19 protein-coding genes are annotated in these 26319 nt (G+C 72.2%); 13 read left to right on the top strand and 6 right to left on the bottom strand.

The features are described 5' to 3' along the window. Window positions 1-133: 133 nt before the first annotated feature. Window positions 134-811, bottom strand: a complete 678-nt coding sequence (locus ACVMYR_RS20815; RefSeq protein WP_457122474.1) for a response regulator — start codon at window positions 809-811, stop codon at window positions 134-136. Then, complete coding sequence (locus ACVMYR_RS20810) at window positions 808-2040, bottom strand: sensor histidine kinase (RefSeq protein ID WP_457122473.1); 1233 nt, start codon at window positions 2038-2040, stop codon at window positions 808-810. The genes ACVMYR_RS20815 and ACVMYR_RS20810 overlap by 4 nt, the downstream gene beginning before the upstream one ends. 446 nt (window positions 2041-2486) lie before the next feature. Here ACVMYR_RS20810 and ACVMYR_RS20805 point away from each other — a divergent pair, with 446 nt between their 5' ends. The 4 genes from ACVMYR_RS20805 (at window position 2487) to ACVMYR_RS20790 (ending at window position 8835) form a co-directional block, all read left to right on the top strand. Continuing rightward, window positions 2487-3860, top strand: coding sequence for an endo-1,4-beta-xylanase (locus ACVMYR_RS20805; RefSeq protein WP_077937391.1), 1374 nt, complete (start codon window positions 2487-2489; stop codon window positions 3858-3860). Window positions 3861-3995: 135 nt separating this feature from the next. Continuing rightward, entirely contained in the window at window positions 3996-5324 is a 1329-nt protein-coding gene (locus ACVMYR_RS20800; RefSeq protein WP_457122472.1) for an extracellular catalytic domain type 1 short-chain-length polyhydroxyalkanoate depolymerase, read from the top strand. A 195-nt stretch (window positions 5325-5519) separates the two neighbouring features. Next, window positions 5520-6242, top strand: coding sequence for a FadR/GntR family transcriptional regulator (locus ACVMYR_RS20795; protein ID WP_255705010.1), 723 nt, complete (start codon window positions 5520-5522; stop codon window positions 6240-6242). 181 nt (window positions 6243-6423) lie between these two features. Next, window positions 6424-8835, top strand: coding sequence for a ricin-type beta-trefoil lectin domain protein (locus tag ACVMYR_RS20790; protein ID WP_457122471.1), 2412 nt, complete (start codon window positions 6424-6426; stop codon window positions 8833-8835). A gap of 65 nt (window positions 8836-8900) precedes the next feature. Here the strand turns inward: ACVMYR_RS20790 and ACVMYR_RS20785 are convergent, their stop codons facing one another. After that, entirely contained in the window at window positions 8901-9668 is a 768-nt protein-coding gene (locus ACVMYR_RS20785) for a FadR/GntR family transcriptional regulator (RefSeq protein WP_077937394.1), read from the bottom strand. Window positions 9669-9821: 153 nt separating this feature from the next. Between ACVMYR_RS20785 and ACVMYR_RS20780 the strand changes: the two genes are divergently transcribed. The 5 genes from ACVMYR_RS20780 (at window position 9822) to ACVMYR_RS20760 (ending at window position 16529) form a co-directional block, all read left to right on the top strand. Then, window positions 9822-11090, top strand: coding sequence for an ABC transporter substrate-binding protein (locus tag ACVMYR_RS20780; RefSeq protein WP_077937395.1), 1269 nt, complete (start codon window positions 9822-9824; stop codon window positions 11088-11090). Between the two features lie 124 nt (window positions 11091-11214). Beyond that, complete coding sequence (locus ACVMYR_RS20775; protein WP_228986902.1) at window positions 11215-12030, top strand: carbohydrate ABC transporter permease; 816 nt, start codon at window positions 11215-11217, stop codon at window positions 12028-12030. Continuing rightward, window positions 12030-12857, top strand: coding sequence for a carbohydrate ABC transporter permease (locus ACVMYR_RS20770; RefSeq protein ID WP_077937397.1), 828 nt, complete (start codon window positions 12030-12032; stop codon window positions 12855-12857). Before ACVMYR_RS20775 ends, ACVMYR_RS20770 begins: the two co-directional genes overlap by 1 nt. A 1-nt stretch (window position 12858) precedes the next feature. After that, window positions 12859-14097 carry a mandelate racemase/muconate lactonizing enzyme family protein gene (locus tag ACVMYR_RS20765; RefSeq protein WP_228986903.1) on the top strand — a complete coding sequence of 413 codons (1239 nt, stop codon included), beginning with the start codon at window positions 12859-12861 and terminating at the stop codon, window positions 14095-14097. A gap of 35 nt (window positions 14098-14132) precedes the next feature. Further along, entirely contained in the window at window positions 14133-16529 is a 2397-nt protein-coding gene (locus ACVMYR_RS20760; protein WP_457122470.1) for a ricin-type beta-trefoil lectin domain protein, read from the top strand. A gap of 113 nt (window positions 16530-16642) precedes the next feature. Here ACVMYR_RS20760 and ACVMYR_RS20755 read toward each other — a convergent pair whose 3' ends face one another. Then, entirely contained in the window at window positions 16643-17227 is a 585-nt protein-coding gene (locus ACVMYR_RS20755) for a TetR/AcrR family transcriptional regulator (RefSeq protein ID WP_396790283.1), read from the bottom strand. 64 nt (window positions 17228-17291) lie between these two features. On the opposite strand from ACVMYR_RS20755, the gene ACVMYR_RS20750 reads away from it, so the two are divergent. Both ACVMYR_RS20750 and ACVMYR_RS20745 read left to right on the top strand, forming a co-directional pair. Next, window positions 17292-18194, top strand: a complete 903-nt coding sequence (locus ACVMYR_RS20750) for an oxidoreductase (protein WP_457122469.1) — start codon at window positions 17292-17294, stop codon at window positions 18192-18194. A gap of 123 nt (window positions 18195-18317) precedes the next feature. Next, window positions 18318-19379, top strand: coding sequence for a LacI family DNA-binding transcriptional regulator (locus ACVMYR_RS20745; protein ID WP_457122468.1), 1062 nt, complete (start codon window positions 18318-18320; stop codon window positions 19377-19379). Between the two features lie 9 nt (window positions 19380-19388). Here ACVMYR_RS20745 and ACVMYR_RS20740 read toward each other — a convergent pair whose 3' ends face one another. Continuing rightward, window positions 19389-21101 (bottom strand): amylo-alpha-1,6-glucosidase, encoded by a 1713-nt coding sequence (locus ACVMYR_RS20740; protein ID WP_457122467.1) that lies wholly within the window; start codon window positions 21099-21101, stop codon window positions 19389-19391. A gap of 258 nt (window positions 21102-21359) precedes the next feature. Between ACVMYR_RS20740 and ACVMYR_RS20735 the strand changes: the two genes are divergently transcribed. Further along, entirely contained in the window at window positions 21360-23195 is a 1836-nt protein-coding gene (locus tag ACVMYR_RS20735) for an RICIN domain-containing protein (protein WP_077937406.1), read from the top strand. Between the two features lie 42 nt (window positions 23196-23237). Beyond that, on the top strand, window positions 23238-24818 hold the full coding sequence (locus tag ACVMYR_RS20730) for an arabinofuranosidase catalytic domain-containing protein (RefSeq protein WP_457122466.1): 1581 nt from the start codon (window positions 23238-23240) through the stop codon (window positions 24816-24818). Between the two features lie 53 nt (window positions 24819-24871). Here the strand turns inward: ACVMYR_RS20730 and ACVMYR_RS20725 are convergent, their stop codons facing one another. Further along, window positions 24872-26293, bottom strand: a complete 1422-nt coding sequence (locus tag ACVMYR_RS20725) for a helix-turn-helix transcriptional regulator (RefSeq protein ID WP_457122465.1) — start codon at window positions 26291-26293, stop codon at window positions 24872-24874. Window positions 26294-26319: the final 26 nt, after the last annotated feature.

The raw sequence follows: 26319 nt of genomic DNA, 5'->3' as shown, positions 1-26319 counted from the left end.
AGGAGAACACGCTCCCCGGCCGGTCGCCGAGGCGCCCGTCCACCGTCCTGGACCCAGGGGCGAAACGTCGTCGTCCGGCTGCATGGTTCGCGGCGTACCGCGGTTGCGGTAGGCCGGGGAGGGGGACCGGCCGTCAGTCCGGTCGGGTGCCCGCTCTGACCAGCCCGCTCTGGTAGGCGATGACGACGAGTTGGGCCCGGTCCCGGGCGCCGAGCTTGGCCATCGCGCGGTTGACGTGGGTCTTCGCCGTGAACGGGGAGACGTAGAGCCGAGCGGCGATCTCGTCGTTGCTGAGCCCCCGGGCCACCAGCGCGACGATCTCGCGCTCACGTTCGGTGAGGACGTCGAGCTCCGCCGACACCGCGGCGTCCGCGCCGTCGACCGGTGCGGCGAGGAACCTGCTGATGAGGCTCTTGGTCGCTTTCGGCGACAGCAGCGCGTCACCGGCGGCGACGACCCGGATCGCGTCGAGCAGTTCGGCGGGCTCGACGCCCTTGCCGAGGAACCCGCTCGCGCCGGAGCGGAGCGCGGCCAGGACGTACTCGTCGGCCTCGAAGGTCGTCAGCACGAGGACCCGGACGCCGGCGAGTTCGGCGTCGCCGGTGATCAGTTGGGTCGCGGACAGCCCGTCCGTGCCCGGCATCCGGATGTCCATGAGCACGACGTCGGGCCGGTGCCGCCGTGCGGCGGCGTACGCCTGCTCACCGTCGCCCGCCTCAGCGACGACGGTCATGTCGGCCGCGCTGCGCACCAACGCGGCGAACCCCGCCCGGATGAGGGCCTGGTCGTCGGCGATGACGACACCGATCACGTCTTTCTCCCCGGTAGTACGTCCGGCACCTGCGCCACCGACGGTGCACCCTGCGGCTCGCCGTACGGCAGCGTCGCCCGGACGGTGAAGGTGTCATCGTCGCGGCCGACGTCGAGCCGTCCACCGGCGGCGGTGACCCGTTCCCGCATCCCGACGAGGCCGTGCCCTCCGACCGTTCCCGATGGGCCCCGCGCGCCCGCGTCCTCCGGGCGGACGCGGTTGCGTACGTCGACGACCAACCCGCCGGGCGTCCAGTCGAGGGTCAGCCGAACCTGTCCGGCGCCGTGCCGCCGCGCGTTCGTGAGCGCCTCCTGGACGAGCCGGTAGGCCGCCAGGTCGGCCACCGGCGCGAGCGTGCGGGGCGTGCCGTTGACGGCAACCGCCACGTCAAGGCCCGCCCGGCGCCCGTCGGCGACGAGTCGGTCGATGTGGTCGGCGCCCGGGGTCGGTTCTGTCCCGGCCGGCTCCTCGGTCGTCCGCAGCAGCCCGATGACCGAGCCCATCTCGCGCAGCACGAGTGCCGCCGACTCGCGGACGGTGCCGAGCGCCGCGTCCGCCGCTGCGACGTCGCTGACGAGCAGGTGCCGGGCGACACCCGCCTGGACGTTGACCACCGAGATGTGGTGGGCCACGACGTCGTGCAGTTCCCGCGCGATCCGTAGGCGCTCCTCGACCACCCGGCGCTGCGCCTCCTCCTCCCGGGTCAGCTCCGCCGTGTGCGCGCGCTCCTGCGCGGCGGCGACCACGGCACGTTGACTGCGCACGGCGATCCCGATCGCACAGACCATGCCGACGAAGGCCGCCACCGCGTACGCGCCCTCGGAGAACACCGGACCGGACGACACGGCGACCGACGCCACGAGGAACGCCGTCACCGAACCGAGCGCCGCGCCGAGCGCGACCGGCAGGGGGCGCCACGCCGCGACCGTGTACACCGCCACCAGCACGGCGGGAACGGCCCGGCCGATGCCACCGTCGACGACGGTCGCGAGCACACAGAGCGCCAGGGTCGCCGCCCACACCCGGACCGGCCAGCGCAGGCGGACCACCAGCGCGGCGCAGCTGAGGACGACCAGGACCCATCCGCCGGCTGAGGGCTGCGGCAGGGGCGGCTCGTCGGGCCCGCGCCGGGCGATCGCCGAGCCGACGAGCACCGCTGCCGCGAGCAGGGTGGAGGATGCCCACGGGTGGCATCCGACCCAGCCCCGGACGGACCTCTCGGCGTGCATGATCCGACCGTAGGCGATGAGACCGGCTGTCGTCGTCCGTCCAGCGGAGTACGCCACAGGGTGCCTCTCCTGCGCCTGCGGTAGTCCATCGCGCAGGAGGCCCACCGGCGGCGGGGCCTGCCGACACCATCGACGACCGGAGCGGCGGCCCGAACCGGTGCGATTCGGCAGGACTTGACGAACGACCTTGTTATCGTTCACAGTCGATGCCGAGGATTGCCAGCGTCGATGGCCCACCGGGCGGGCCTGCTGGTCGCACCTCAGGATCGCGACTTCCCGACAGGGCATGCGGGCGTCGTGTCAGCACCCCCACAGCGCCGCCGGCGACGGCGGGACGGGCCTCGTGCGGCAACAGTGACCCTCCAGGATCATCCGCCCGGATCTCCTCTGCGAAGCGCATCCGGGCGCACCACCACCGCTGCAATCCACCCGGAGAAGGAATCGACATGAGACGCAAGAGAGTCCTCCTGACGACGGTGACCCTCGCGGTCACCGGCGCACTCACCGCCGGCGTACTGGTGACGATGGCCCCCGCCGCCAGCGCCGGCACGACCCTGCGGGCCGCCGCTGCCGAAAAGGGCCGCTACTTCGGCGCCGCGGTCGCCACGGGCAAGCTCTCCAACAGCACGTACACGACGATTCTCAACCGCGAGTTCAACAGCGTCGTGGCCGAGAACGAGATGAAGTGGGACGCCACCGAGCCGCAGCAGGGGGTGTTCAACTACAGCGGCGGCGACCGTCTCGTCAGCCACGCCCGGGCCAACGGCATGAGCGTGCGTGGCCACGCCCTGCTCTGGCACCAGCAGGAGCCGGGCTGGGCGCAGAACATGTCCGGCAGCGCCCTGCGCAGCGCGATGATCAACCACGTCACCCAGGTCGCCACCCACTTCAAGGGGCAGATCTATGCCTGGGACGTGGTGAACGAGGCGTTCGCCGACGGCGGCAGCGGCGGGCGGCGTGACTCCAACCTGCAGCGCACCGGCAACGACTGGATCGAGGCGGCGTTCCGCGCCGCGCGGGCCGCCGACCCCGGCGCGAAGCTCTGCTACAACGACTACAACACCGACGGCGTCAACGCGAAGTCGACCGGCATCTACAACATGGTGCGCGACTTCAAGTCCCGGGGCGTGCCGATCGACTGCGTCGGGTTCCAGTCCCACCTGGGCACCACCCTGGCCAGCGACTACCAGGCCAACCTCCAGCGCTTCGCCGACCTCGGCGTCGACGTGCAGATCACCGAGCTGGACGTCATGACCGGCGGCAACCAGGCCAACATCTTCGGCGCGGTGACCCGGGCCTGCATGAACGTGTCGCGCTGCACCGGCATCACGGTGTGGGGCGTGCGGGACTGCGACTCGTGGCGCGGGTCCGACAACGCCCTGCTGTTCGACTGCAACGGCAACAAGAAGCCGGCGTACGACTCCGTCCTCAACGCCCTCAACGCGGGCACCGGCATCCCCAACCCGACGACCACCCCGCCGAACCCCACCACCACCCCGCCGAACCCGACGACTCCGCCGCCGGGTGGGGCGGGTTGTTCGGCGACGGTGTCGGCGAATTCGTGGACGGGTGGTTTCGTGGCGACGGTGAAGGTGACCGCGGGTTCTGGTGGTACCCGGGGTTGGAACGTGAGTGTGACGTTGCCGGGTGGCACGAGTGTCACGGGTACGTGGTCGGCGACGGCCAGTGGTAGTTCGGGGACGGTGCGGTTCGCCAACGTCGACTACAACGGTCAGCTCGCCGCCGGTCAGGTGACGGAGTTCGGGTTCCAGGGCAACGGCACCGCGCCCACCCAGACCCCCACCTGCACCGCCAGCTGATCCACCGTCGGCCCGACCCGGGGTGCTCCGGGTCGGGCCGACGCCCCTGGTCGGGCCGGCCCGGCGACCGGTGCCCGGCCCGACCAGGCCAGGCCCTGCCCTGCCGCCGCACCCACCACCACGAAGGAACCGCCGATGAAACGAAGGATCGCCCTGCTGGCGGCCGCGCTGGCGACGGCCCTGGCGACGACGACGGCCGTGATCACCGCCGCCACCCCGGCGTCGGCCGCGACGCTCACCCAGGTCACCAACTTCGGCACCAACCCGACCAACCTCCAGATGCACCTGTACGTGCCGGACCGGGTGGCGGCCCGGCCCGCGCTGCTGCTGGCCCTGCACTACTGCACCGGCAGTGGCCCGGCGCTGCACACCGGCTACCAGCTCAGCTCCATGGCCGACCGCTACGGCTACATCGTGATCTACCCGTCGGTGACCCGCAGCAGCAAGTGCTGGGACGTCTCCTCCCCGCAGGCCCTGCGGCGTGACGGCGGCAGCGACCCGGTCGGCCTCAAGTCCATGATCGACTACGTCCGGGCCCGCTACCCGGTCGACGCGAGCCGCATCGGGGTCATCGGGTTCTCGTCCGGCGCCATGATGACCAACGTGATGGCCGGCCTCTACCCGGACGTGTTCCACGCCGGGGTGAGCTCCTCCGGCGTGCCGTTCGGCTGTTTCGCCACCACGAACGGCTCGGAGTGGAACAGCGAGTGCTCCGGCGGGCGGATCGTCAAGACCCCGCAGCAGTGGGGCGACCTGGTGCGCAACGCCTACCCCGGCTACACCGGCAAGCGCCCCCGCATGCAGATCTGGCACGGCACCACGGACACCACGCTGAGCTACGTCAACTTCGGCGAGCAGATCAAGCAGTGGACCAACGTGCTCGGCGTGTCCCAGACGCCGGCCTACACCGACTACCCGCAGACCAGCGCCACCCGTACCCGCTACGGCGGCACCGGCGGCACGGCGCCGGTCGAGGCGATCAGCTTCCAGGGTTACGGCCACTCCATCCCCTTCGACACCGCGCAGGCCATCCGCTTCCTCGGCTTCGACGCGGCCAGCCCGACCACGCCGCCCCCCACGACCCCGCCGCCGACCACGCCGCCGCCGACCACTCCGCCCCCGACGACCCCGCCCCCGACGACCCCGCCCCCGACGACTCCGCCGCCGGGTGGGGCGGGTTGTTCGGCGACGGTGTCGGCGAATTCGTGGACGGGTGGTTTCGTGGCGACGGTGAAGGTGACCGCGGGTTCTGGTGGTACCCGGGGTTGGAACGTGAGTGTGACGTTGCCGGGTGGCACGAGTGTCACGGGTACGTGGTCGGCGACGGCCAGTGGTAGTTCGGGGACGGTGCGGTTCGCCAACGTCGACTACAACGGTCAGCTCGCCGCCGGTCAGGTGACGGAGTTCGGGTTCCAGGGCAACGGCACCGCGCCCACCCAGACCCCCACCTGCACCGCCAGCTGACCGCCGGACGGCGGCAGGCGTACCCCGGCTCCGGGGCGGCGGACGCACGGTCCGCCGCCCCGGGGTCTCGTCGTGCTCCCGGCGTGGCGCGTCGCCCGCCGTGCTCGCGCCGGGTGGCAAACATGTGACGTCTCCTATAGTGGGGTGCTGCCGGCACCCACTGGGCGTGGGCGCCGGGTCCCATGCCGTCGGCGCATGGCGGCGGGTGCTGAGGGGGCCGGGGTGGCACTGACCGACGACGCGATCGCGAAGATCCGGAGCATGATCCAGAGCGGCGAGCTGCCGCCGGGCGCGCGGCTGCCACCGGAGCCGCAGCTGGCCGCGCAGATGGGGCTGTCGCGCAGCGGGGTGCGGGAGGCGGTGAAGGTGCTCGAGTCGGCCCGGGTGCTCGACGTGCGGCGGGGCGACGGGACGTACGTCACCAGCCTCGCCCCCCGGCTGCTGCTGGAGGGCCTGGGTGTCGCGGTGGAGTTGCTCCGCGACGACACCCTGCTGGAGGTGATGGAGGTGCGCCGGATGCTGGAGCCGGTGGCGACCGGCCTGGCGGCGCTGCGGATGACCGACGCGGACCTCGACGAGCTGAGCCGGATCCTGGAGGAGATGCGGGCGGCGGCCGACGACGCCGAGAAGCTGATCCGGTTCGACACCGCCTTCCACCACACCGTCGTCGCCGCGACCGGCAACGAGACCCTCACCTCGCTGCTGGACGGGCTGTCCAGCCGTACGGTGCGGGCGCGGGTGTGGCGCGGGTTGATCGAGGGCAACTCGGCGCACCAGACGATCGACGAGCATCACGCGATCTACCTCGCGCTGCGGGCGCGCGACCAGTTGCTCGCCCAGGCCAGCGCGCTGATGCACGTCAACACCTCCGAGGCGTGGCTGCGCCGGGTGCTCGCCGTCGGGGCGGCGGACGCCTAGCCGGGGTGGGTTGACCCGCGCCGCCGCGACAGCTATAACGTATGACGACTGATAAGTCGAAGTTCGTCTATGGATAGGCGCGACCGGATCCTCCCTGATGCCGCACCGCACCACCACCACACGTGGGCCGGTCCCAGCGGGGTGGCAAGGCCGGGCCATGTTCCCGGGGAGGCCCCGACCCATGTCAGGAACCAGGCGGCTACTCCGCCGCCCATCGACCCTCGCGCTCCTGGTCGTCGGCGCTCTGCTGGCCGTCGGCGGTGCGGTGGGCGGGCTCGCCGCGCCGGCCCAGGCCGCCACCTCGATCACGATCAACGGGGCGTCGGGCGGCAAGACGTTCGACGGCCTCGGCGCGGTCAGCGGCGGCGGCGGCAACAGCCGGCTGCTGATCGACTACCCGGAGCCCCAGCGCGGCCAGATCCTCGACTACCTCTTCAAGCCCAACTACGGCGCCTCGTTGCAGATCCTCAAGGTGGAGATCGGCGGCGACACCAACTCCACCAGCGGGTCCGAGCCGAGCCACTCCCACTTCCGCGGCGACCTCGACTGCAACCGCGGCTACGAGTGGTGGATCATGGAGCAGGCCAAGCTCCGCAACCCGAACATCACGCTCGTCGGGCTGGCCTGGGGCGCGCCGGGCTGGATCGGCAACGGCACCTTCATGTCCCAGGACTCGATCGACTACCACCTGTCCTGGCTGGGCTGCGCCAAGCAGCACAACCTGACCATCGACTACCTCACCGCCGCCCAGAACGAGCGGTTGTACGACGCCAACTGGACCATCAACCTGCGTACCGCGCTCAACAACAACGGCTACGCCGGCGTGAAGCTCATCTTCGGCGACGACTACCCGGGCAGCTGGAACCCGGCCAACGTGGCCGTCAACAACGCGGCGCTGCGCAACGCGATCGACGTCATCGGCGGCCACTACCCGTGCGGCTACCTGGCCGCGCAGACCACCTGCACCGTGTCGGCCAACGCCACCGCCACCGGCGAGACCCTGTGGAACAGCGAGGGCGGCTCGCAGGACTACAACGACGGCGCCAAGCCACTGGCGCGTGGCATCAACCGGGGGTACATCGACGGGAAGATGACCGCGTACATCAACTGGAACCTGATCGGCGCGACCACCACGAACATCCCCTGGGCCACCGTCGGGCTGATGCTGGCCAACCAGCCCTGGTCCGGCTGGTACGCCGTCGGCAAGAACTCCTGGACGCTCGCCCACACCACCCAGTTCACCGCCCCGGGCTGGAAGTATCTCGACTCGTCCAGCGGATTCATCGGCGGCGTGCGCAACAACGGCAGCTACGTGTCGCTGAAGTCGCCGAACAACACCGACTACACCACGGTCGTCGAGACCATGGACGCGACCGCCGCGCAGACGCTGAACCTCAGCGTCACCGGCGGGCTCTCCACCGGCTCCGTGCGCGTCTGGTCGACCAACCTGAACTCCACCAACACCGCCGACCACTTCGTCCGCGGCGCCGACATCACCCCGTCCGGCGGGAACTACTCGCTGACCGTGCAGCCCGGTCACCTCTACACGATCACCACCACGACCGGCGGCGGCAAGGGCACCGCGACCAGCCCCCCGCAGGGCCAGCTGAGCCTGCCCTACAGCGACAACTTCGACAGCTACCCCGCCGGCAAGCTGGCCCGGTACCTCCAGGACAACCAGGGCGCGTTCGAGACCGCCACCTGCGGCGGCGGCCGTGCCGGCATGTGCCTGCGCCAGTCGTCGCCGATGGCGCCGATCACCTGGAAGACCCTGGCCGACCCCAGCACGTACGGCGGCAACCTGAACTGGAACAACTACACGGTCTCGGCCGACGTGCTGCTGGAGAAGGCCGGCTACGTCCAGCTGGAGGGCCGGGTCGGCAGCCAGAACCTGGACCCGGTCAGCGCCCAGAACGCGTACTTCCTGCGGGTCACCGACGCCGGCGCCTGGTCGATCCTGCGCAACAACACCAGCAACCAGCTCACCACCCTGCGCAGCGGCACCGTCGCCGCGCTCGGCACCAACCGCTGGCACAGCCTCGCCCTGGGCTTCTCCGGCAGCACCATCACCGCCACCGTCGACGGGGTCACCGTGGGCACGGCCACCGACTCGTCCTTCGGCGCGGGCCTGGTCGGCTTCGGCACCAGCCAGGGCCAGACCGCCCAGTTCGACAACCTCAGCGTCGTCCCGGGCGTGGGCGGCGGCACGCAGTTCTCGCTGCGCAACGCCAACGCCGGCCGGTGCCTGGACGTCCCGTCGCAGTCGCAGACGAACGGCACCCAGCTGACGCTGTGGGACTGCAACGGCGGGCCCAACCAGCAGTGGACGCAGACCGCCGGCAAGCAGCTCCAGGTGTACGGCACGAAGTGCCTCGACGCCGAGGGCGCGGGAACCTCGTCGGGCACCAGGGTGATCATCTGGGACTGCACCGGCGGCACCAACCAGCAGTGGAACCTCAACACCGACGGCACGATCACCGGGGTGCAGTCCGGGCTGTGCCTGTCCCCGACCGGCGGCGGCACCGCCAACGGCACGCAGGTGGTCATCTCGACCTGCACCGGCGGCAACAGCCAGAAGTGGACGCGGAGCTGACCGCTGCCCGAGCCTGTCCGGGAGGGGCCGCCCCAGGGTGGTCCCTCCCGGGAGCGGCGCGCCCGTCAGCGCACCAGCCGTGCGGTGTCCGGCCCGCTGCGGCGGACGAGCCACGCCTCGGTGATGTGGGTGAACATGGCCTGGGCGGCGCCGTCGGGGTCGTGGGCCGCGATGCGTTCGTAGATGCGCCGGTGCCCCCGGTTGGACGCCACGCAGAGCGCGCGCTTGGTGCGACCCATGTACCGGGCGGTGTTCACGACCTGGCTCTCCAGGGCCCGCACCACGCCTCGGGCGATGCGGTTCCCCGACGCCTGCATGATCACGTCGTGGAACGCGCGGTCGTGCTCGTGGTACGTGACGTGGTCGTCGACCAGCTCGTCCATCCGGTCGACCAGGGCGCGCAGCCGGTCGACGGTTTCCTGGTCGGCCAGGCGGGCGGCGACGTTGGCCATGTCGGACTCCAACACCCGGCGGGTGACGACCAGGTCGTCGAGGATCGCCAGGCTGTCGTCCTCGGCGATGGTCGCCGCGAGGACGAGTTCGTCGAGCATGTCCCACGTCGACGGCGGGGTGACGATGGTGCCGCTGCCCTGGCGGACCTGCACCAGCCCCTTCTCCTGGAGGATCTTCACCGCCTCCCGGACGACCGTCCGGCTCACGGAGAACGCCCCGCACAGCGCCGGCTCGGGAGGCAGGGGAGTCCCCGGGGGGTGCACCCCGCGGACGATGCGCTCCACCAGTTCCGCGGTGACCGCCGTGGCGAGGTTGGCGGGTCGCCGCGCCCACGCCGAGGGGCCCGAGGTGCTCGGGGTGGTCTCCTGTGCTGCCGTCATGTCCCCTCCAGTGCCCCCGCGGGCGGCGGTCGTGCGCCGTCGGGAAATTCTACGCCCCAGTGTTGACGTCATACGTCATACGAGTTACCTTCTCGTCAATTCTTGCATCGACGGCCGGCTCTCCGGCACTCGCATAGTCGAAGGTGAGCAGCGATGAAGCAGCGAACAGTGTGGCCAGCGATCCTCGTCGCGGCACTGGTGCTGGGTGGCTGCGGCAGCGCCTCGGGGACGCGCTCCTCGCCCGGCGGCTCCGACGCCAAACTGGTGGTCTGGGACTGGAAGTCCGGCGAGGCCACCGCCGCGCAGTACATCGAGAAGGCGAAGGCGGACTTCGCCAGGAAGCACCCCGGCGTGACCGTCGAGTTCGTGGCCCAGCCCCACGACCAGTACTACACGCTGCTCGGCACGGCGATCCAGTCGGGCAAGGGGCCCGACGTCATCCTGTTCAACGGCGGCGGACAGATCCGCGACCGGGCGGACGCGCTCCTGCCGCTGGACGAGTACGTGGCCGAGGACCGGCAGCGGCTGGCCGGCTGGGACGCGTTCACCAAGGACGGCAAGACCTACGCCGGCCCGGTGACCCTCCAGGGCCACCCGATCTACTACAACCGGGCGCTCTACGAGAAGGCCGGCCTCGACCCGGCGAAGCCGGCCGCCACGTGGCCCGAGTTCGTCGCCAACTGCGCCGCCATCACGAAGCAGACCGGCACGAAGTGCTTCGCCCTCGGCAACAAGGAGGGCATCGGCATCCAGTTCTTCCTCTCGGCCTTCGGATCGGGCGTGCTCACCCCGCAGGAGTACGACGCCTGGATCGCCGGCAAGCGGGACTGGACCTCGCCCCACGTCAAGCGGATCTTCGCGCTGTGGAAGGAGACCCAGGACGCGAAGCTCAACAGCGACGGGCCGAACTCGACGGCGATGTTCAACGACGCCTTCGCGATCTTCCAGTCCGCCAAGGCCTCCCACGTCATCGGCCTGATGTCGGACATCGGGCACTGGAAGGACTTCGGCGAGTTCCTCCCGGCCGACAAGATCGGCGTGATGCGCGCACCGGTGGTCGTCCCCGGGGCCACCCCGAGCCTGCCGTTCGACGGCGGCATCGGGTACGGGGTCGCCAAGTGGACCAGGGACCCGAAGCTGGCCGCCGACCTGGTGCGGTCGTTGACCTCGACCGACGCCCTGACGGCCTTCCACGAGCAGGCGGGCGCCATCGCCGCCGACACGACGATCGACGTGTCGAAGGGCGGCCCGGCCGTGACCACGATCGTCACCGACCTCGCCAGCGGCAAGCCCGCCCTGCACGTGGCCCTCTCCTCGCGCACCCTGGACCTGATGGGCCGGGTCTCCCAGAAGCTGCTGAGCGGTTCGATCACCGTCGACGAGGCCGTGCGGCAGTTGGCGGCCTCGGACCAGGCCGGTTGACCCGTGCCGAGTGGAAAGCCGTTGACGTCGGTCCGTCCGGTGGTGGCCGGGCGGACCGACCGGGCGCGACACCAGCGCCCGGCGGAGCGAACGCCTCGCCCCGTACGTCCTGCTGGCCCCGGCCGTGCTGATCATCGTGCTGCTGCGGCTGTGGCCGCTGCTGCTCGGGGTCAACTTCTCCTTCACCGGGGACGGCGACCGCGACGGGCTGATGGTCGGTCTCGACAACTACCGGGAGCTGCTGGCCGACCCGCTGTTCCGGGGCGCGCTGCGCAACGTCGGGCTGCTCGTGCTGCTGCTGCCGGTGGCGGTGGCGATTCCCGGACTGCTCGCGACCTTCATCTACCTGCGCGTGCCGGGGCACCGCTTCTACCGCAGCGTCTACTTCTTCCCGGCGGTGCTCTCCCCGGTCATCGTCGGCGCTATCTTCAACCTCCTGCTCGCCTTCGACGGCCCGCTCAACACCGTGCTCGGCGGCGTCGGCATCGGGCCCACGGACTGGCTCGGCGACCCCGACGTGGCGATGTTCGTGGTGGTCGGGGTGCACGTCTGGGCGACCTTCGGCATGGCGCTGGTGGTGTTCCTCGCCGGGTTCGCCACCCTGGACGCCACGCTGCTGGACGCCGCCCGGGTGGACGGCGCGTCGCTGCCCCAGACCATCCGGCACGTGATCGTCCCCAGCCTCTCCCGCACCATCCAGTTCGTCTTCGTGACCACCATGATCGGGATGCTGACCTCCATGTTCGGCCTGCTCTACGTGATGACCAGCGGCGGCCCGGAGGGCTCGACCTACCTGCCCGAGTACTACATCTGGATCCAGCAGGGACAGATGAACCGGCCGGCGCTCGCCTCGGCCGCCTCGACGGTGTTGTTCGGCGTCATGCTCGTGGTGGGGCTGCTGCAGATCAGCCTGCTCCGGCGGGGGGTGAGGGAGGCGTGATGTCCCGCGTCCGGCCGAGCAGGTGGCTGCTCGCCCTCCCGATGGCCCTCCTGGCGCTGGCGACGATCTATCCGCTGGTCTTCACCGCCAACGTGGCGATGAAGACCCGCCGCGAGTACGTCCTCGACCGCTTCTCGCTGGCCGACGCCCTGCGCTGGGAGAACATCGCCACCGCGTGGAACACCGTCGACATGGGCCGTTACCTGGCCAACTCGGTCGGCACGGTGACCGCCGCGGTGGTCCTGCTGCTGCTGTTCGGCTCCATGGCCGGCTTCGCGCTGAGCCAACTGCGCTTCCGGGGCTCGTCGGTGCTGTTCCTGGGCTGCCTCGCGGCGCTCTTCGTCCCGTTCCAGGTGATCATGGTGCCGCTGAACCGGATCATGGCCGACGCCGGGCTCGTCGACACCTATCCCGGCCTCGTCCTCGCCTACGTCGCGCAGTTCCTCCCCTTCACGATCTTCCTGATGACCAGCTACTACCGGACCATCCCGACGGAGATCGTCGACGCGGCCCGCATCGACGGCAACAGCGTCTACGGCGTCTACCGGCGGATCATGCTGCCCCTGGGCGCCCCGGCGCTGCTGTCGGTCGGCATCCTCAACGCCCTGTTCTGCTGGAACGACGTGCTGATCGCGCTGCTGCTGATGCCCTCGGCCGAGCACCGCACCCTCATGGTCGGGGTGACCTCGCTGCGCGGGCAGTACTCCGCCGACATTCCCACCTTCGCCTCCGGGGTGCTGATCGCCGCGATCCCCGTCCTGGTGGTCTACCTCTTCCTCCAGCGTCAGATCGCCGACGGCGTCGCCGCCGGCTCCACGAAGGGCTGACATGCGGATCACCGGATACCGGACCCTCACGACCAGCCAGGAATGGGGACGCCCCGTCGGGGACGCCAACGGCGTCTTCGCCGACGGCGTCACCGCCGTGCCGATCGTCCTGGTGGAGACCGACGAGGGCATCACCGGCGTCGGCCTCGGCCCGCACGGGGACATCGAGAACATCTTCGCCGCGCTGCACGGCGAGGATCCCCGCGCCGTGACCAGCCTGTACGACCGGATGCTGCGGCAGACGTTCAAGGCGGGCCACGCCGGCTCGGTGTTCGGGACCATCGGCGCGCTCGACACCGCCCTGTGGGACATCAAGGCGCAGGCGGCCGGGCAACCGCTCTGGCGGCTGCTGGGCGGACGCGACCGGCGGGTCCCCGCCTACGCGTCCGGTCTGGACATCGGGCTCGGCGACGACGAACTGGTCGCGGCGTACGAGGGCTACGCCCGGCACGGCCTGCGGGCCGCCAAGCTCAAGGGCGGCCTCGACATCGAGCGGGACCGCGACCGCCTGCACCTGGTGCGGGACGTGTTGACCGACGCCGCGCACGGGCAGCGGCCCGGCCTGATGCTCGACGTGAACGAGGCGTGGACCCGCAAGCAGGCCGTCCGGCACGTCTGCGAGCTCGAACGCACCCTGGACCTCGTCTGGATCGAGGAGCCCGTGCGCCGGTGGGACGCCGAGGGCCTCGCCGCCGTCGGCCAGGGCATCCGCGCCTCGGTCGCGACCGGCGAGAACCTCACCGGCCTCGAACAGTACCGTCCGCTGCTCGCCGCCGCGGCGGTCGACGTCGTCCAGGCGGCCGCGGTATGGGGCGTCACCCACTTCCTGCGGGTGTCGGCCCTGGCGCACGCCTTCGACCTGCCGGTCAGCCCGATCGGCAACAGCCCCATCGGGCTGCTGCACGCCGCCACGTCGGTGCCGAACCACCTGGTCAGCGAGCTGCAGGACCTGCACGCCCCGGTCGGGGTCAGCCTCGACCTGCACGTCTCCGACGGCGCGTTCGTCCTCGGCGACTCGCCGGGCCTGGGCGTCACGGTCGCCGAGGAGAAGATCCGCCCGCCCCACCGCCCCCCGCAGGCCCCGGCCGCCGACGGCCCCAACGTCCGGCCGGAACGGGCCGGGCGACGCCTGCTGGCGGTGGCCGACCACGCCCACGCCACGGCGCGACCGCACGCCACCGTCCGGCCCGGCGCGCCCGCACACACCCACGACGGCGCCTCGCCCGCCGTCCGGCCCTGACCCCGGCCGCCACCCCACCGATAGGAGTCCCGCCCGTGCCCGTCCCGTCATCCCCCAGCAGGCGTCGGCCGGTGCTGGCCGGCGTCGCCGCGGCGACGCTCGCCGCCGCGGCCGCCGTGTTCGCCGCGGCGACACCCGCCCTCGCGGCCACCACCACCCTCTACGCGTCCCCCGCCGGCAGCGGCACCGCGTGCTCGGCCAGCCAGCCGTGTTCCCTGACCGAGGCGCAGAACGCCGTCCGCTCCCGCACCGCGTCGATGTCCGGCGACATCGTCGTCGAGCTGGCCGACGGCGTGTACCGGCTCACCGCGCCGCTGCGGATGACCGCCGCGGACTCCGGCACCAACGGCTACACCGTGACGTGGCGGGCCGCCGCGTCCGCCCGCCCCGTCGTGAGCGGCGCCCGGGCGGTCACCGGCTGGTCGCTGGTCGACTCGGGCAGGAACATCTGGCGGGCCAGCGTCCCCGCCGGGCTCGACAGCCGGCAGCTCTACGTCAACGGCGCCGTCGCCACCCGTGCGCGCACTGCCGTGAACCGGGCCGACTTCACCTTCACCACCACCGGCCTGCGGTTCAGCAACAGCGCGCTCAACTACCTCAACAACCTGGGCAACCAGAACCGGGTCGAGGTGGAGAGCGTCGGCTCGTTCACCGACCGGTACTCCCCGGTGCAGAGCATCAGCGGCAACTTCCTGACCATGCAGCAGCCGGCCTGGAACAACAACACGTTCGGCTTCGACACCCTCTCCAAGCCGCACCGGGCCGGCCCGTTCTACCTGGCCAACGCGTACGAGTTCCTCGACACGCCGGGGGAGTGGTACCTCAACCCGGGCAGCGGGCAGCTCAACTACATCCCGCTGGCCGGGCAGAGCATGAGCAGCGTCAGCGTCGAGCTGCCGCAGCTGCAGTCCCTGGTGAACGTCGGTGGCACCTACGACGCCCCCGCGCACCACATCTCGTTCAGCGGGATCACCTTCACCGGCACCAGCTGGCTCGGCCCCAGCAGCAGCAACGGCTTCGCCGACCAGCAGACCGGCGCCCACATCACCGGCACCTGGGCCCGCCCGGCCGACGCCCTGACCTCCTGCCAGGAGGGCTGCCCGCAGTTCGAGGCCACCCGTCCGCACTGGAACCAGATGCCCGCCGCCGTGCAGGTGTCCGCCGCGAACACCATCACCTTCAGCGACTCCCAGTTCGTCAACCTCGGGCAGACCGCCATCGGCATCGGCAACGACGCCAACGCCCACGCCAGCGGGGTCGGCCTCGGCACCAGCAACATCACCGTCACCCGCTCCGAGATCGCCCGCAACTCGGCCGGCGGCATCGTGGTCGGCGGCGTGCGCGCCGACGCCCACCACCCCGCCGACCAGCGGATGGTCAACCGGAACGTCACCATCAGCAACAACCGGGTGCACGACCTGGGCCTGGAGTACCGGGGCGTCGTGTCGATCCTGACCACCTACGTCAGCACCTCGCTGGTCTCCCACAACGAGGTCTACAACATGCCGTACACCGGCCTGTCGGTCGGCTACGGCTGGGGCGCCAACGACGCCGGTGGCAGCGACCACTACGCCAACCGCGGGCTGTACAACTACCAGCCGCGCTACACGACGGCCACCACCGCCTCCAACAACCAGGTCATCGGCAACTACGTGCACGACGTCATGCAGCAGATGACCGACGGCGGGTGCATCTACACCCTGTCGGCGAACCCGGGCGCGACCATCAACGAGAACTACTGCCTGCGCACCAACGGCTGGTTCGGGCTCTACTTCGACGAGGGGTCCCGTTACTACACCGCCCGCACCAACGTGTTCTCCAGCACCGGCACCTGGGCCACCGCCAACTACTGGTACGCCGAGAACATGGGCAACTTCACCGTCACCAACAACTGGTCGACCAACAACAGCACCAACGTGACCAACGGCGACCGGGGCAACGTCGTCAACAACAACACGGTCGTCAGCAACAACAACTGGCCCTCGGGTGCGCAGACCGTGATGGCCAACGCCGGTCCGCAGGGCGGCACCAACCCCTCGCCGCAGGGTGCGCAGATCGTCGGGGTGCAGTCGGGCCGGTGCGCCGAGGTCCCCAACTCCAGCACGGCCAACGGCGCCCAGGCCCAGCTCTGGGACTGCGGCGGCGCGGCCAACCAGCGGTGGACGCAGACCGCCGGCCGGCAGCTCATGGTCTACGGCAGCAAGTGCCTGGACGCCTCCGGGCAGGGCACCAGCAACGGCACCCAGGTCGTGATCTGGGACTGCAACGGCCAGGCCAACCAGCAGTGGAACGTCAACGCCAACGGCACGATCACCGGGGTGCAGTCCGGGCTCTGCCTGGACGCCAACGGCGCCGGCACGGCCAACGGCACGAAGCTCATCCTCTGGGCGTGCAACGGCGGCGCCAACCAGCAGTGGAGCCTGCGGAGCTGAGCAACCGGCGCGCAGGGCCGGCCCGTGGCCGGCCCTGCGCGCCGCACCTGTGGCGGGTTCGCGGGCGGGCGACGACGTCGCACGCGGCGCGTCGCACGCGGGCCGCCGGCCCGCTACTGGCGTCGCGATCCCCGGATGAACTGGTCGACGGCGGTCTGCGCGATCCCGTCGAGCAGCTCCGGGGCCACCAGGTTGCCGTTGACCAGCATGGCGATGCCCTGCAACGTCGCGAACAGCACGATGCCCACGCGCTCCGGGTCGCCGGCCTCCAGCACGCCCTGCGCCTGCCCCTGCACGATCAGATCGTGCATCAGCCCGACCGGCGCGGCGGCGGCCGCGACGAGATGATCGGCGCCCGGGCGGTGCTTGCTGGTGAACATCAGCTCCAGCAGCGCGGCGTCCTCGGTGGCGAACCGCAGGTAGGCCGCCGCCATGGCGTGCAGGCGCGGCCCGAAGTCGTCCCCGGCGGCGGCGAGCGCCGCGCGGAGCTCCGCGTCCAGCCGGGCGAACCCGGCCTCGGCCAGCGCGTCGAGCAGCGCCTGACGGTCGGGGAAGTGCCGGCGCGGCGCGGCGTGACTGACGCCGACCGCGCGGGCCAGCTCGCGCAGCGAGAGCTGCTCCGCGCCGTGCTGGCGCAGGCTGCGCTCGGCGGCGGCGAGCAACGTCGGGCGGAGGTTCCCATGGTGGTACGCGGGCACCGGGCCATGGTAGCCGACGATGTCGTCATTGCCAACATTGTTGTCAGCGCATACATTGTTTCCCATGACAACATTCACGACCGCCCAGATCCCCGCCATGACCGGCCGTACCGTCGTCGTCACCGGCGCGAACAGCGGCATCGGCCGCGCCGCCGCCCGCGCGCTCGCGGCCAAGGGCGCCCGCGTCGTGCTCGCCGTCCGCGACCCCGCCAAGGGCGGCGCCGCCGCCGCGACCATGACCGGCGACGTCGACGTACGCCGGCTCGACCTCGCCGACCTCGCCTCGGTCCGCGCGTTCGCCGAGAGCGTCACCGAGCCGATCGACGTGCTGATCAACAACGCCGGCGTGATGATCCCGCCGCTCGGCCGCACCGCCGACGGCTTCGAGCTCCAGTTCGGCACCAACCACCTTGGGCACTTCGCGCTCACCAACCTGCTGCTGCCGCGGATCCGCGGGCGGGTGGTCACCGTCTCCTCCGGCGGGCACCGGGCGGGGGCGATCGACTTCGACGACCTCAACTGGGAGCGCCGCCCCTACCGGGCGTTCTCCGCGTACGCGCAGTCGAAGCTCGCGAACCTGCTGTTCACCGCAGAGCTGCAGCGCCGCCTCACCGAGGCCGGCTCGCCGGTGCGCGCGACCGCGGCCCACCCCGGCCTCGCGGCCACGAACCTGCTCGGCCACCTCGACCACGACCGCTCCCTGCTGCACCGGCTCCAGACGGCGGTGACCAACCGGTTGGCGCAGAGCGACGAGGACGGCGCGCTGCCCACGCTCTACGCGGCGGTGGTCGACGTGCCGGGCGGCAGCTACGCCGGTCCGGGCGGCTTCCTCGAGGGGCGCGGTGCGCCGAAGCTCGTCGGCCGGTCGAAGGCCGCCCGGGACGGCGGGGTCGCCCGTCGCCTGTGGACGGTCTCCGAGGAGCTGACCGGCGTCACCTTCCCGCTGCCCGCGCAGCGCGTCCGGTAGCCGGTTCCCGACGGGCCGGCACGCCTCGCCCGCCCGGCCGTCCGGCCGGGCACCCGGCGTGACGGCCCGGCCACTGTCGCGGCCCGGCCCGGGAACGGGGAGGGCTATGCTTCGGCGCGGAGCATGGCCCGTCCCCCGCGCCGGGGCGGGCGTCGAGTCGAGGGCGGTGTGATGAACATCGGGGAGATCGCCCGGCGGGCGGGGGTGTCCCGCAGCACCGTGTCGTACGTGCTGAGCGGGAAGCGGACCGTGTCGGAGGCGACCCGACAGCGGATTCAGGCGGTCATCGACGAGCTGGACTACCGGCCCAACGCCAGCGCCCGCGCGCTGAAGGAGGGGCGCACCCGCACCCTCGGGCTGGTGATCCCCCCGGCCAGCCAGCGGCTGACCGACATGCAGCTGGGCTTCGTCGCCAGCGTCGTCGAGGCGGCGGCCCGGCACGACCTGGACGTGCTGCTGTCCCCGTCCGGCGGCGACCACGACCGCTCGTTCGAGCGGATCGTCGCCGGGAGGCGGGTCGACGGCGTGGTCCTGATGGAGATCCGGCTGGCCGACGACCGGGTGACCCGGCTGGCCAAGGTGGGCCTGCCGTTCGTCACGATCGGCCGGACGGCCGAGCCGCACGGCATGAGCTGGATCGACGTCGACTACGCCGGGCTGATCGCCCGGTGCGTGCACCACCTGGCCGACCTGGGGCACCGGCACGTGGCCCTGGTGAACCGTTCCGCCGAACTGGTGGCCTCCGGCTACGGGCCCAGCCACCGGGCGCTGGCCGGCTTCCGGGCGGCGGTGGCGGAGCGGGGCCTGGTCGGCGTCGACGTCTGCTGCGGCGACGACGCCGCCTCCGGCGAGGCGTGCGTGGAGCAGTTGCTCGCGACGTACCCGCAGCTCACCGCGATGGCCACCATCAACGAGGCCGCGCTGCCCGGCGTGCAGCGCGCCCTGGCCGGCGCCGGGCTGGCCGTGCCGGGGGACTTCTCCGTCACCGGGGTCGCCGCCCAGCACTGGGCCGAGGACTTCTCCCCGCCGCTGACGGCCGCCGACGTGCCGATGGTCGACATGGGCACCGAGGCGGTGGCGTTGCTGCTGGAGATCATCGCCGCGCCCGACGCCGTGCCGCGCCACCGCCTCTACAGCCCGCCTGTCTCGCTGCGGTCCAGCACCGGCCCGGCCCGGCCGCGCTGACCGGGCCGGCTACCCGCCGGTGGCCCGCCGCTGCTCCTGGGCGGCGGCGAGGAGGAGATAGCCGCTGGCGGTCCAGGTGTACGCGCGGTCCCGCAGCCCGGCGCCGGTCTCGGCGTCGAAGTTCTCCGCGAAGCCGGACTTCTCGCACAGGGCGAGGAAGCGCCGGCTGATCTCGTCGGCGAGCGCGGTGTGCCCGGCCCGGCGCAGCCCGTCCTCGACCAGCACCGTGGAGGGGGCCCAGATGGGGCCGCGCCAGTAGCCGTCGGCCAGGTAGTCGGCCGAGTCCGGCGGCTCGGTGGCCAGCCCGTGCGTGGTCAGGTGGGCCTCGACGCCCCGGGCCAGCGCGGCGGCGACCGGGGCGGGCAGGTCCGCGCCGAGCGTGACGGGCATCAGGTCGAGCAGGCTGCGGCTCGCCCGCCGTCGCCCCGTACGCGGATCGCGGGCGGTGAAGCGCCCGTCGTCCCACAGGTCCCGGAGCATGGCCGCGCGGATCCGGTCGGCCTCGGCGGACCAGCGGCCGGCGGGCTCGCCCAGCTCGGTGGCGAGGTCGGCCAGGCAGCGCAGCTGCGACACCAGGAACGCCGCGAGGTCGGCGGTCTGCAGGACCCGGCCGCCGTCGAAGGTGGTGGCGTTGTCCCAGCCGCTGTCGTTGCCGTGCTGGTAGTGGGGCAGGTCCTGGCCGGGGGCCCGGCGTGCGTCCAGCCAGAACCCGGTCCAGCGGGCCAGCCGGTCGTACGTCTGGGCCAGCGCCGCCCGGTCCGGCGGCGCGGACAGGCGGCGGCGCAGGTGCCGCAGGGCCCAGCCGTGGATGGGCGGCTTGACGTAGTTGTGCAGGACCTCGGAGTGGGTGACCGAGTCGGGCAGGGCCCCGGCCGCGTCCTGGTGGTCGAAGGGCAGCTGGAACTGGTGCCAGGCCAGCTCCGGCTCGCCGGCGGCCAGGGCGATGGCGTTGAAGCAGTGGTCCCAGCTCCACACCTTGTCCATCCAGTGCTTGGACATCAGGACGGCGGGCCGGGTGACGAAGCCCGCGGGGGCGACGGTGGCCGACCACAGCACGTACGCGGCCAGGTCAGCGGCCGGGGTGTCCGCGCCGCGCCACGGCGCGACCGCGTCGACGAAGGCGGCGAACTCGGCGCTGCGGTCGCGGCACAGCCGGTCGAAGTCGACGGGCGCGGCGTACGGCGGGCGGGCGGTCTCGTACTCCTCGATCGCCACCTCCCACGGCTGGTCGCCGGGGAGGTCGAGGAACCGGTCGGCGGTGCCGAGCGCCTCGGCGCCCGCGGTCTGCCGCAGCGCGCCGGAGAGCACGGTGACCCGGTAGCGGCGACCGGTCTCGTACGAGGTGAACACATGCGAGCCGTCGAGCGGGTCGAGGTAGAGGTAGGTGCCGCTGAACGGGGTGAGGGTGGCCGCCGCCGCGGCGATCCGCAGCCCGAGCCCCCGGCCCCGCAGCCGCAGGGTGTCCGGCCCGGCGTAGCCGGCCTCGATCCGGCCGGTGCCGTCGCGCCAGGTCAGCAGCGTGGGGGTGGCGACGACCGTGGTGTCGGACCCGGCGGGGGTCAGGCGCAGCACGGCGTGCAGCCCGGTCTGGTGCGAGACCAGGTGCAGGTCGTCGGCGTACGTCTTCTCGGCGATCACCGGGGAGACGTCGAGCCAGGATCCGCGGTAGCTGAACGGGATGTCCTGGATGGGGAACTCCGGGCCGGACGGGGCGACGGTCATGGGCGGCGAGTGCCCTTTCTCTGAACGCTTCGCAGTCGGCGAACCGATTCGACGAACCGGTTCGGACGAAGATATGTCCGTCTATGGCTGGCGGTCAAGGGCCGCCGGGCGCGACGGATCTACCAGGTGGGAAACCACGTCGTCACCGCCTTGTCACTTCATTGACATCAATCGACGTCCGGTCCTACGATCCCTGCGAATCGGTTCGCAAGCGCTGCCCTCCGGAGTGCGTCCCCACGCCCCACCAAGGAGCCGCCCGTGAAAACCCCGTCCCGCCGCAGGCCAGGAGGAGCCCGTGCGCTCGTCGCCCGCCTCGTGGTCGGCCTGCTCGCCGCCACCGCAGCCGTGACCGTCGCCGGATCCCCCGCCCGGGCCGCCGACGAGTCGATCACCGTCAACTTCGCCACGACCACCGGCACGCCGACCTACCGGGCGTCCGGCTGGATCTACGGCATGACCGAGAACGCCAGCGGACCGGCCGACCACTTCTACCGCGACGTCAAGTTCCAGTACATGCGCGCCGGCGGCGCGCAACTGCCCGGCAGCGGCTGGGTCGGCGGCAACTACGACCGCCGCTGGAACTCCACCCTCGCCCAGGCCCGCCGCACCGCCGCCCTCGGCGGCCAGTTCATCATCCTGCCGCACGACCTGTGGGGCGCCGACGGCGCCGGCATCTCCCGCTTCCCCGGCGACAACGGCAACTGGACCGACTACGACAACTTCCTCACCCGGCTCATCGGCGACGTCCGGGCGGCCGGGCTGACCGTCCAGTGGGACATCTGGAACGAACCCAACATCACCATCTTCTGGAACCGCCCGATCTCCCAGTACCTCGAACTGTGGCGGCGCACCTACCAGCGCCTGCGCTCGGAGTTCCCCAACCAGCTCATCGTCGGGCCGAGCTGCGCCTGCGTGCCGTCGACCAACCACGCCTTCTGGAACCAGTACCTGGACTTCGTCCGCTCGACCAACACCGTGCCGGACATCGTCAGCTGGCACTCGCTGCCGGGCGACCCGGTCGCCAACGTCGCCGCCGCCAACGCCACCCTCGACCCGCGCGGCATCGCCCACCCCCGGCCGTACCAGATCAACGAGTACGGCGCGACCGACGAGCAGAACCCGGCCGACGGCGCCTGGTACATCGCGCGCCTGGAACGGGCCCGCGCGGACGGCCTGCGGGCCAACTGGGCCGGCGGCGGCAACCTGCACAACGACCTCGGCAACCTGCTGGTCCGCAACTCGGCCGGCCAGCACCAACCCAAGGGCGAGTGGTGGGCCTACCGCTACTACGCCTCGCAGACCGGGCAGGCCGTCTCGGTGACCGCCAGCCAGTCCTACGACGCGTACGCCACCAAGGCCACCGGCGCGGCGAAGGTCCTCGTCGGCGGCGGGCGCACCACCGGCAACCTCACCGTCAACCTGCAACGGCTGGACACCACCAGCGGCATCGTGCAGAACAACCAGGTGCGCGTCCTCACGCAGCGCATCCCCCACAACGGCGGGGGCGCGGTGCAGGGGCCGGTCACGGTCTCGAACAGCGTGGTCAACGTGGCCAACAACAACATCGCCGTGACCCTGCCGTACGGCAACCAGACCGACACCTACACCGTCACCCTGCTGCCGCCCTCGGACGCCGGCTTCCAGTCGGTGGCGGTGGCCCAGCACTCCCAGCAGTGCCTGGACAACACGGGGCTGGGCGCCGCCGACGGCAACCCCCAGCAGCAGTACTACTGCGAGGGCGGGGACCAGCAGCTGTGGAACTTCCGCCCGGTCGACGGCGTGGCCAACACCTACACCGTGGTCAACCAGGGCAGCGGCAAGTGCCTCGACGTCAGCGGGGCGTCCACCGCCGATGGCGCGGCCGTGCAGCAGTGGACCTGCCAGAACAGTCCCAGCCAGCAGTTCACCCTCCGCAGGGTGACCTACGCCGGCAACGACTCCCACGACTACCAGCTCGTCGCCCGGCACAGCGGCAAGTGCGTCGACGTCAACGGGGTCTCCACCGCAGCCCAGGCGCGGATCCTGCAGTGGACCTGCAAACCGGTCGGCCAGAGCAGCCCGCTGAACCAGACGTGGCGGATCTGGGGCCGGTAGCCGTCCCGCCTTCCCCCCACCACCCACACAAGGAGTGACCCCGTGCGAACCCCGTCCCCCAGCGGGCCAGGACCGGCCCGCGAACCCGTACCGAGGCGGCGTCGCCCGCGCCGCCTCGGAGTCCTCGCCGGCGCGCTGCTCGGCCTCCTCGTCGTCGGCGCCGCCGCGCCCGCCGCCCTGTTCCCGGCCGCCGAGGCGGCGTCGGCGGTCACCGCCATCGAGCCGGGGCAGAGCGCCCCGGTCGTCGGCGTCCAGTCCGGCCGCTGCCTCGAGGTCCCCAACTCCAGCACGGCCAACGGCACCCAGACCCAACTGTGGGACTGCCAGGGCGGCACCAACCAGACCTGGACCTGGACGTCAGGCCGGCAACTCACGGTGTACGGCAACAAGTGCCTCGACGCCTCCGGCCAGGGCACCGCCAACGGCACGGCGGCCATCATCTGGGACTGCAACGGCCAGGCCAACCAGCAGTGGAACGTCAACGCCAACGGCACCGTCACCGGGGTGCAGTCCGGGCTCTGCCTGGACGCCAACGGCGCCGGCACGGCCAACGGCACGAAGCTCATCCTCTGGGCGTGCAACGGCGGCGCCAACCAGCAGTGGACGTCGCCGACCGCCCCGCCGACGACCCCGCCGACGACCAGCCCGCCGCCGACCGGAGGGCGGCCCTGCGACATCTACGCCTCCGGCGGCACCCCGTGCGTGGCGGCGCACAGCACGACCCGGGCGCTCTACGCGGCGTACAACGGCAACCTCTACCAGGTGCGGCGCTCGTCGGACAACACGACCCGCAACATCGGCCTGTCGGGCGCGGGCGGCACCGCCAACGCGGCGACGCAGGACTCGTTCTGCGCCGGCACGACCTGCGTGATCACGGTCGTCTACGACCAGTCCGGCCGCGGCAACGACCTGTGGTACCAGGGGTCGAGCGTGGTGCCCGGCTCGCCGCAGAGCAAGCCGGCGGTCGCGACCTCGGAGTCGCTCACGGTGGGCGGCGCGAAGGCGTACTCGCTCTACATCAACCCCGGAAACAGCTACTGGCGCGACGGCCACCTGACCGGAGTGCCGACCGGCGCCGCGCCCGAGGGCATGTACATGGTGACCAGCGGCACCCACGTCAACAACGGCTGCTGCTTCGACTACGGCAACAGCGAGACGACGAGGAAGGCCGACGCCGCCGGGGCGATGGACGCCATCAACTTCGGCACCCAGTGCTGGTTCGGCGGCTGCTCCGGCACCGGCCCGTGGGTGCAGGCGGACCTCGAATGGGGGCTGTTCCCCGGCGGGAGCAGCTCCTGGAACCCCAACCAGCGGGCGTTCACCAGCAAGTTCGTCACCGCGACGCTGAAGAACAACGGCACGAGCCGCTTCGCGATCAAGGGCAGCAACGCCCAGTCGGGCGGCCTCTACACGCTCTGGGACGGCGCGCTCCCGCCGGGCTACAGCCCGATGAAGAAGCAGGGGGCCATCATCCTGGGCAGCGGTGGGGACTGCTGCAAGCCCGACGGCGGCGCGAACCTGAGCGCCGGCACCTTCTACGAGGGGGCGATGGTCGCCGGCTACCCGTCCGACGCGACGGAGAACGCGGTGCAGGCCAACGTGGTGGCCGCCGGCTACCGCTGACCCGCCGACGGGGCCCGGGAGACTCGACCGGGCCCCGTCGTGCCGCCCCGGGCTCAGCCGGTCCGCGCCCGGCGGGCGGCCAGCTCGGTGCGGTTGCGCACCCCGAGCTTGCGGAAGATGTTGCCCAGGTGGAACTCGATCGTCTTGACCGAGACGAACAGGCGCTGCGCCGCCTCCCGGTTGCTGAGCCCGTCGGCGATCGCGGCGGCGACCCGGGCCTCGGCGTCGGTCAGCGCCGGCCGACCCGCCGCGACCGGGAACGCCGGCGCCGGCGGCGGGTCCGTGCCGGCCGGGCCCGCGCCGCCGGGCCCGGTGGTGGGCGGCCGGCCGCCGAGCAGCCGCAGGTCCTTGAGGACCAGGGCGAGTAGGCCGGCGGCACCGGCGCGGGCGTAGCCGGCGGACGCCTGCTCCAGCAGCCGGGCCGCCTCGCCGCGCCGCCCGGAGCGGCCGTGGTGCGCGCCGAGCAGCCAGGCGACGCGGGCCGCCAGCAGCCGCTCGATGGGGCGGGTCAGCCTCCCGAGCGCGGCCGTGAGCGCCGCCGCGGTCGCCGGCGAGTCCGGATCGAGGATCCACGCCCGCCACGCCGGCAGCACCGGGCCGCCCGGCCAGGAGGCGGGCGGGTCGGCGACGTCGGCGAGCAGGGTGGCGGCCAGCCCGGGCCGGCCGGCCAGGGCGTGGTGGGTCGCCAGCTCCCAGCGGTGCTCGTGTTGCAGGCCGGCGGTCACGCCGGCGTCCGTGGCCACCACGAGTTCGAGCAGCCCCACCCACGCGTCGTGGTCGCCGCGCGCGAACGCCAGCGCGACCGTGCACTCGGGTAGATGCCGGGCGACCCAGGCCGAACCGACCCGCGCGGCCAGCTCCCGGGCCTGGTCGAGATGGTCCGCCGCCTCGTCCAGGTCGCCCCGCAGCGCGTCGCACTTGGCCAGCCACGAGGTCGCCTCGGCCTGCACGTCCAGGCTGTCGCAGAGCGCGGCGAGGCGCACCGCCTCCCGCAGCTCGGCCTGCCCCCGGACCAGGTTGCCGGCCCACGCGTCACCGGCGCCGATCAGCGCGAGCAGCCGGGCCCGGTCCAGCGGTGCCAGGTCGAGGGCGGCGACGAGCGGGGCGAAGCGCCGCGCCTCCTGCGGGCGCATCAGGGTCAGCGCGGCCGTCAGCGCGCACTCGACCAGCACCGGATCGTCGCCGAAGGCGTTCTGGTCGAAGATCCGCAGGGCCTTGTCGAGGTAGTCCGGCCCGTCGGCGAGGCCGGCCCGGGTCGCCGCGGTGCCCGCGAGCGTGCAGTAGATCAGCTCCGTCCGTGGCGAGCGGACCGCGTCGTGTGCCTTCCGCGCGCGGGCCAGGAAGGGCAGCATCTGGTGGCTGTCGGCGGTGCGGGACAGCGCGACGAACGCCCGGAAGGCCAGGCGGGCGGCCCGGTCCGGGTCGGCGCTGTCGGCCGCCGACAGGAGACGCTCGGCCACGATCTCGGTAGACACGCCGGTGAGCGTAGAACCGGGGTCCA

The organism is Micromonospora sp. PTRAS2 (assembly GCF_054052245.1).
Note: the sequence above shows the minus strand (reverse complement) of the source record. Positions and strands in the feature narration are given on the sequence as shown.

What these genes read in the sequence shown, in the direction of transcription:
- ACVMYR_RS20810 (WP_457122473.1), bottom strand. Translation starts at nt 2,040, where the DNA reads ATGCACGCCGAGAGGTCCGTCCGGGGCTGGGTCGGATGCCACCCGTGG.
- ACVMYR_RS20805 (WP_077937391.1), top strand. Translation starts at nt 2,487, where the DNA reads ATGAGACGCAAGAGAGTCCTCCTGACGACGGTGACCCTCGCGGTCACC.
- ACVMYR_RS20800 (WP_457122472.1), top strand. Translation starts at nt 3,996, where the DNA reads ATGAAACGAAGGATCGCCCTGCTGGCGGCCGCGCTGGCGACGGCCCTG.
- ACVMYR_RS20795 (WP_255705010.1), top strand. Translation starts at nt 5,520, where the DNA reads ATGGCGGCGGGTGCTGAGGGGGCCGGGGTGGCACTGACCGACGACGCG.
- ACVMYR_RS20790 (WP_457122471.1), top strand. Translation starts at nt 6,424, where the DNA reads ATGTCAGGAACCAGGCGGCTACTCCGCCGCCCATCGACCCTCGCGCTC.
- ACVMYR_RS20785 (WP_077937394.1), bottom strand. Translation starts at nt 9,668, where the DNA reads ATGACGGCAGCACAGGAGACCACCCCGAGCACCTCGGGCCCCTCGGCG.
- ACVMYR_RS20780 (WP_077937395.1), top strand. Translation starts at nt 9,822, where the DNA reads ATGAAGCAGCGAACAGTGTGGCCAGCGATCCTCGTCGCGGCACTGGTG.
- ACVMYR_RS20770 (WP_077937397.1), top strand. Translation starts at nt 12,030, where the DNA reads ATGTCCCGCGTCCGGCCGAGCAGGTGGCTGCTCGCCCTCCCGATGGCC.
- ACVMYR_RS20765 (WP_228986903.1), top strand. Translation starts at nt 12,859, where the DNA reads ATGCGGATCACCGGATACCGGACCCTCACGACCAGCCAGGAATGGGGA.
- ACVMYR_RS20750 (WP_457122469.1), top strand. Translation starts at nt 17,292, where the DNA reads ATGACAACATTCACGACCGCCCAGATCCCCGCCATGACCGGCCGTACC.
- ACVMYR_RS20745 (WP_457122468.1), top strand. Translation starts at nt 18,318, where the DNA reads ATGGCCCGTCCCCCGCGCCGGGGCGGGCGTCGAGTCGAGGGCGGTGTG.
- ACVMYR_RS20740 (WP_457122467.1), bottom strand. Translation starts at nt 21,101, where the DNA reads ATGACCGTCGCCCCGTCCGGCCCGGAGTTCCCCATCCAGGACATCCCG.